The 4,737-nt window shown below is 66.3% G+C and carries 6 protein-coding genes; 2 read left to right on the top strand and 4 right to left on the bottom strand.

What is annotated here, in order from left to right:
* Nucleotides 1-76 precede the first annotated feature (76 nt).
* Entirely contained in the window at nt 77-1,471 is a 1,395-nt protein-coding gene (locus ACCC94_RS27840) for an aspartate aminotransferase family protein (RefSeq protein ID WP_413352822.1), read from the bottom strand.
* Between the two features lie 127 nt (nt 1,472-1,598).
* Between ACCC94_RS27840 and ACCC94_RS27835 the strand changes: the two genes are divergently transcribed.
* Together ACCC94_RS27835 and ACCC94_RS27830 are read left to right on the top strand one after the other, a co-directional pair.
* The gene (locus ACCC94_RS27835) at nt 1,599-2,387 is read left to right on the top strand and encodes an SDR family NAD(P)-dependent oxidoreductase (protein WP_413352821.1); all 789 of its coding nucleotides are present in this window, start codon (nt 1,599-1,601) and stop codon (nt 2,385-2,387) included.
* Nucleotides 2,388-2,461: 74 nt separating this feature from the next.
* Nucleotides 2,462-3,127: a GntR family transcriptional regulator gene (locus tag ACCC94_RS27830; protein ID WP_413352820.1), complete on the top strand. Its 666-nt coding sequence runs from the start codon at nt 2,462-2,464 to the stop codon at nt 3,125-3,127.
* 8 nt (nt 3,128-3,135) lie between these two features.
* Here the strand turns inward: ACCC94_RS27830 and ACCC94_RS27825 are convergent, their stop codons facing one another.
* The 3 genes from ACCC94_RS27825 to ACCC94_RS27815 form a co-directional block, all read right to left on the bottom strand.
* Nucleotides 3,136-3,348 carry a YgdI/YgdR family lipoprotein gene (locus ACCC94_RS27825; protein ID WP_017521498.1) on the bottom strand — a complete coding sequence of 71 codons (213 nt, stop codon included), beginning with the start codon at nt 3,346-3,348 and terminating at the stop codon, nt 3,136-3,138.
* Nucleotides 3,349-3,451: 103 nt separating this feature from the next.
* Nucleotides 3,452-3,853 carry an SMI1/KNR4 family protein gene (locus ACCC94_RS27820; protein ID WP_184595010.1) on the bottom strand — a complete coding sequence of 134 codons (402 nt, stop codon included), beginning with the start codon at nt 3,851-3,853 and terminating at the stop codon, nt 3,452-3,454.
* A gap of 194 nt (nt 3,854-4,047) precedes the next feature.
* Nucleotides 4,048-4,737 (bottom strand): Tim44 domain-containing protein (locus ACCC94_RS27815; protein WP_413352819.1); only part of this gene is annotated, 690 nt, incomplete at its 5' end.

Here is a 4,737-nt window from a genome sequence, read left to right as displayed (position 1 = left end):
GAGCTTGCTCGCGAACCCGCCCCGCTGCGGACTCGCAAAGAGCGTTCGCGAGCAAGCTCGCTCCTACAGGTATTGATCAGGCTTCGCGGGCCCCGGGAATCGCCAGCAGCTCGCTGATGCCGGCATCGAGGGTCTCGATCAGGCGGTCCACGTCGGCGGCGGTGGTGTCCGGGCAGCACAGGGTCATATTGTGGAACGGCGTGATGAGGATGCCGCGGTTGATCAGGTACAGGTGCAGGGCCATCTGCAGCTCGTCGTGGAACGCCGCTTCTGCCTCGGCGCCGGTGCGCGGGGAGACGGGGCAGAACTGGAATTCGCTGCGCGCGCCCAGTTCGGTCACCGACCACTTCAGCCCGTGCTTGCCGATCAGCCGGCGGAAGCCGTCGGCCAGGCGCTTGGCCAGCGGCAGCATGTGGTCGTAGGCCGCCTGGGTCATCACCTGTTCCAGGTTGGCGCGCATGCAGTGCATGGCCAGGGCGTTGGCCGAGAGCGTGGTGCCCATGCCGCTGTGGCCGTGGCCATGACTGTCTTCCTGGGCGCTCTTGCGCGAGGCGGCCATGCGTTCGGCCATTTCCGCGCTGCAGCCGAAGATGCCGCAGGGCATGCCGCCGGCGATCGGCTTGCCGACCACGAAGAAGTCGGGGTCGAGGTTCCACAGCTTGGTGCAGCCGCCGATGTTGGTGGAGATGGTGTGGGTTTCGTCGATGATCAGCAGCGAACCGTACTTGCGGGTCAGTTCGCGACACTTCTGCATGAAGCCCGGATCGGGCAGGACCATGCCGATGTTGGTCATCGCCGGCTCGCACAGCAGGGCGCAGACGTCGCCCTGGGCCAGCGCGGCTTCCAGCGCCTCGACGTCGTTGAAGGGGATGGAGCGGCTGTGCTGGGTCAGGTCGTAGGCCTGGCCGACCAGGCCGGAGCGGTGCACGGTTTCGCCGTCGCGGCAGCGCACCATCACGTCGTCCACGGTGCCGTGGTAGCAGCCGTCGAACACCAGCAAGGTCTTGCGCCTGGTCACCGCACGGGCCCAGCGCAGCACGTAGCGGTTGGAGTCGGTGGCGGTGGCGGTTACCTGCCAGTAGGGCAGGCCGAAGCGCGCGGCGAGCAGTTCGCCGCAGACCACGGCGTCTTCGCCGGGCAGCATGGTGGTCAGGCCGCGTGCGCCCTGTTCGGCGAGGGCGCGGGCGATCGGCGCCGGCGAGTGGCCGAACATGCTGCCGGTGTCGCCCAGGCAGAAGTCCACGTAGTCATGGCCGTCCACGTCGTAGAAGCGGGCGCCCTGGGCACGTTCGACGAACAGCGGGCAGGGCGTCGACCAGTCGGCCATCCAGTGCATCGGCACGCCGGCGTATAGCGACTTGTGCGCACGCTCGGCGAGGGCGACGGACTTGGGATTCTGTTCCAGGAAGCGCTGGCGCTCGCGGGCGGTGAAGAGATCCACGGCCGGTTGGGCGATTCCGCTGGCGGTCATGTTGCACACCTCGTTTGTTATTTCACACATCATCCGTTTGTGATCACAAATATGTCAATACAGCGGACGAAACGCCTGATAATCTGCCCTTTAACGAATTCTGTGATCACAGATAGAGAAGATACCCATGGCCGATGTCAGGAATGAGTCCATCTGGGCGGGTCAGGTCGCGCTGGTGAGCGGCGCCGGCAGCGAGTCCGGCATCGGCTTCGCCAGTGCCCGCCGGCTGGCCCTTCATGGCGTGAAGTTGCTGCTCACCGCCAGCAGCGAGCGCGTCCTGCAGCGGGCGCAGGAGCTGCGTGCCGAAGGCTTCGAAGCGCGCGCACTGGCAGCCGACCTGACCCGCGAGGACGACGTCCGCGCCTTGGCCGAATGGGCGCAGGCGCAATGGGGAAGGGTAGACGTGCTGGTGAACAACGCCGGCATGGCCATGCAGGGCAGCCCGGAGCCTTTCGCCGAACTGGCGGCCATGGACTTGTCGACCTGGAACCTGTCGCTGGCGCGCAACCTCACCAGCGCCTTCCTGCTCACCCGCGCGCTGCTGCCGGGGATGCTGGAGCGCGGCTACGGACGCATCGTCAACGTCAGCTCCACCACGGGCGTGCGCGCCAGCAATCCGGGCGAGTCCGCCTACAGCGCGGCGAAGGCCGGGATGCTCGGCATGAGCATGGGCCTGGCGCTGGAAGTGGCGCGCCGCGGGGTGACGGTGAACAGCGTGGCGCCGGGCTGGATCGCCACCGGCTCCAGCAGCGAGGAAGAAATCCAGGCCGGACGGCGCACGCCGCTCGGCCGGTCCGGGCGCCCGCAGGAGGTGGCCGCCGCCATCGCCTTCCTGGCATCGCCCGAAGCCAGCTACATCACTGGCGAAGTGCTGGTGGTGGATGGCGGCAACTGTCTGATCGAGAACAAGGGATAAGCAAGATGAAGCACGACTGCAGCCTGACCTTCGCCCAACTGCCGGCGCCGCCGGCCAGCCGGGAGTGAATCGCGATGGCCGACAACCTTCAGCAACAGCTGTACCAGAACCTGCGCCAGGCCCTGCTGAGCGGGCGCTTCCAGCCCGGCGAGCGGCTCAAGATCCGTGACCTGGCCGATGAGTGGGGCACCAGTCCGATGCCCGTCCGCGCCGCCCTGCAGCGGCTGGTGGCCGAGGGCGCGCTGGAGGGCGAGCCGCAGCGCTCGCTACGGGTGCCGGTGATGACCCGCGAGCGCTACCTGCAGATCCTGCAGGTGCGGCAATCCCTGGAGGGATTGGCCGTAGAGGATGCGGCCAAGCACCTGAAGCCCGCCGACATGGCGGTGCTGCGAGAGTGCACCGAGCGCATGGAAAACGCGCTGAGTGCCCGCGATGTCCACGGCTACCTGGAAGCCAACAGCCTCTTTCACCTGACGCTCTACCGCGCCTGCGGCAATCCCACGCTGCTGCGGATGATCGAGGCGCTGTGGCTGCAGGTCGGGCCCTTCTTCAACCGGCTGTTCACCGAGGCCGACCTGTCGCTGCGCCTGAACGATTTCCACGAAGACACCCTGCAGGCGCTGGAGCGCGGCGACGGCGCAGGCGCGCGCAAAGCCATCGAACAGGACCTGGGCTATTGCGGCCAGTACCTGCTCAATCTGCTGGAGCTGGAAAGCGGGGGAAGGCTCGGGGCGCGCTAGGGCGCCCTTCACGGGGTCTTGATGAAGCGGACGTTGTCCTTCTTGATCAGGATCGTCTCGCCGTTGAGCTGTTCGAATTCGTAGTAGTCATTGTATTTGTCGTAGTCGGAGTGATCCTTCACCAGGATTTCGCTGCCGTCCTGCAGCGTCACCACGGCCTTGTCGGCGCATCCGGCGAGGCCGAGCAGCAACAGGCAGGTGAACAAGGCTTTCAACTTCATAGTTTCTCCACGGGGCATCGTACCCGCCCGGGCAGCAAGGGCTGGAGGTACGCTGGGTTGCCTGTGTGACCATGGAAGTTTCAGGAAATTCCGGCACCCCCCCTCAAGTATCGAGCCATACGTCGCGTGCCCAGGTCCACACGGAGTCCCAGGTCTCCTCGGTGAGCTCGCCGTCAGCCCAGAGCACCACCTCGCCGTCCTCGGCCACCGCGTAGTAGTCGTCACCATCGGCGCAGAGCGGGATCAGCTCGCGCGGCAGGCCGCTGGCCCAGGCCACGGCGGCTACTTCCGGGAGGTAGGTGTGGGACTGCGGATCGGTCACGGTGACCGGTTCCAGGCGGCCGTAGATCACATCGCTGACCTGCAGCAGGAATTCGCGGAATTCCGACGGAATGCCGATCAGCAGCTCTTCCTCGATTTCCACCAGCAGTTCTTCGTCCGGCAGTTCCAGCGGCACCGGTACCGGCTCGTTCACTTCTCGCAGCTTTTCGATCACATCTTCCACAGGCGGGGCCTCTCTGCATTCGACCAATGGCGCGCTTTATACAGTAGTAGCCGCCTGATCGCGCAAGACCAATGCTCGGGCGCCGTCCGGACGAGCGGCGGGCACGCAGGGACTGTCGCGGAGCTTTGGCGAGGCGTAAGGCAGAAACGAAAAAGCCCGGCAATCGCCGGGCTTTTTCACTGTCACATGCAGGCTCAGTTCTGACGGATGCCCGCCACCAGCCAGGGCTGGTTCTCGCCCTGGGCGCGCTCCATGCGCCAGCTTTCGCTGAAGGGTTCGCCCTGATCGAAGCGCGAGGATTTCGACACACCGCTGAAGGTCAGGGTGGCGATGGTCTTCTCGGCCTGGTCGTCGACGCCCTCGAGTTGCACGTCGAGATTGTCGATGTAGGTCGACTGGTAGCCGTCGCCCAGATCAGCGCGCTCCTGCTTGAGGAACTGCAGCATCTGCGGGGTGACGAACTCGGCGATCTTGTCCATCTCGTTGGCGTCCCAGTGCTGCTGCAGGGACATGAAGTGCTCGCGGGCGGCGGCGACGAAACGTGTCTCGTCGAACCAGCTCGGCGCGTTGATCACCGGGCGGCTGTCCATCACCGGACGCGAGGCACCACCGAAGATCGACGGCGCGGCGGCCGGCATCTCACGCTGCATCGGCGCATGTCCGCCGGCCATGGCGGGCTGCTGGCCCTGCTGCTGGCGGCGACGGGAGGCGATGAAGCGGAAGGCGATGAAGGCGATCAGCGCGATGATCAGGATGTCGAGGAACTGCATGCCCTGGAAGCCGTCGCCCATGAACATGGAGGCGAGCAGGCCACCGGCGGCGAGACCGGCCAGCGGGCCGAGCCAGCGCGATGCTCCGCTCTTGGCGGCGGCGCCGGCAGCGCC

It is taken from the genome of Pseudomonas sp. Pseusp97, assembly GCF_047304025.1.
Lineage (GTDB): Bacteria > Pseudomonadota > Gammaproteobacteria > Pseudomonadales > Pseudomonadaceae > Pseudomonas.
The sequence above is the reverse complement of the archived record's forward strand: the minus strand, read 5'-3'. Positions and strand labels throughout refer to the sequence as shown.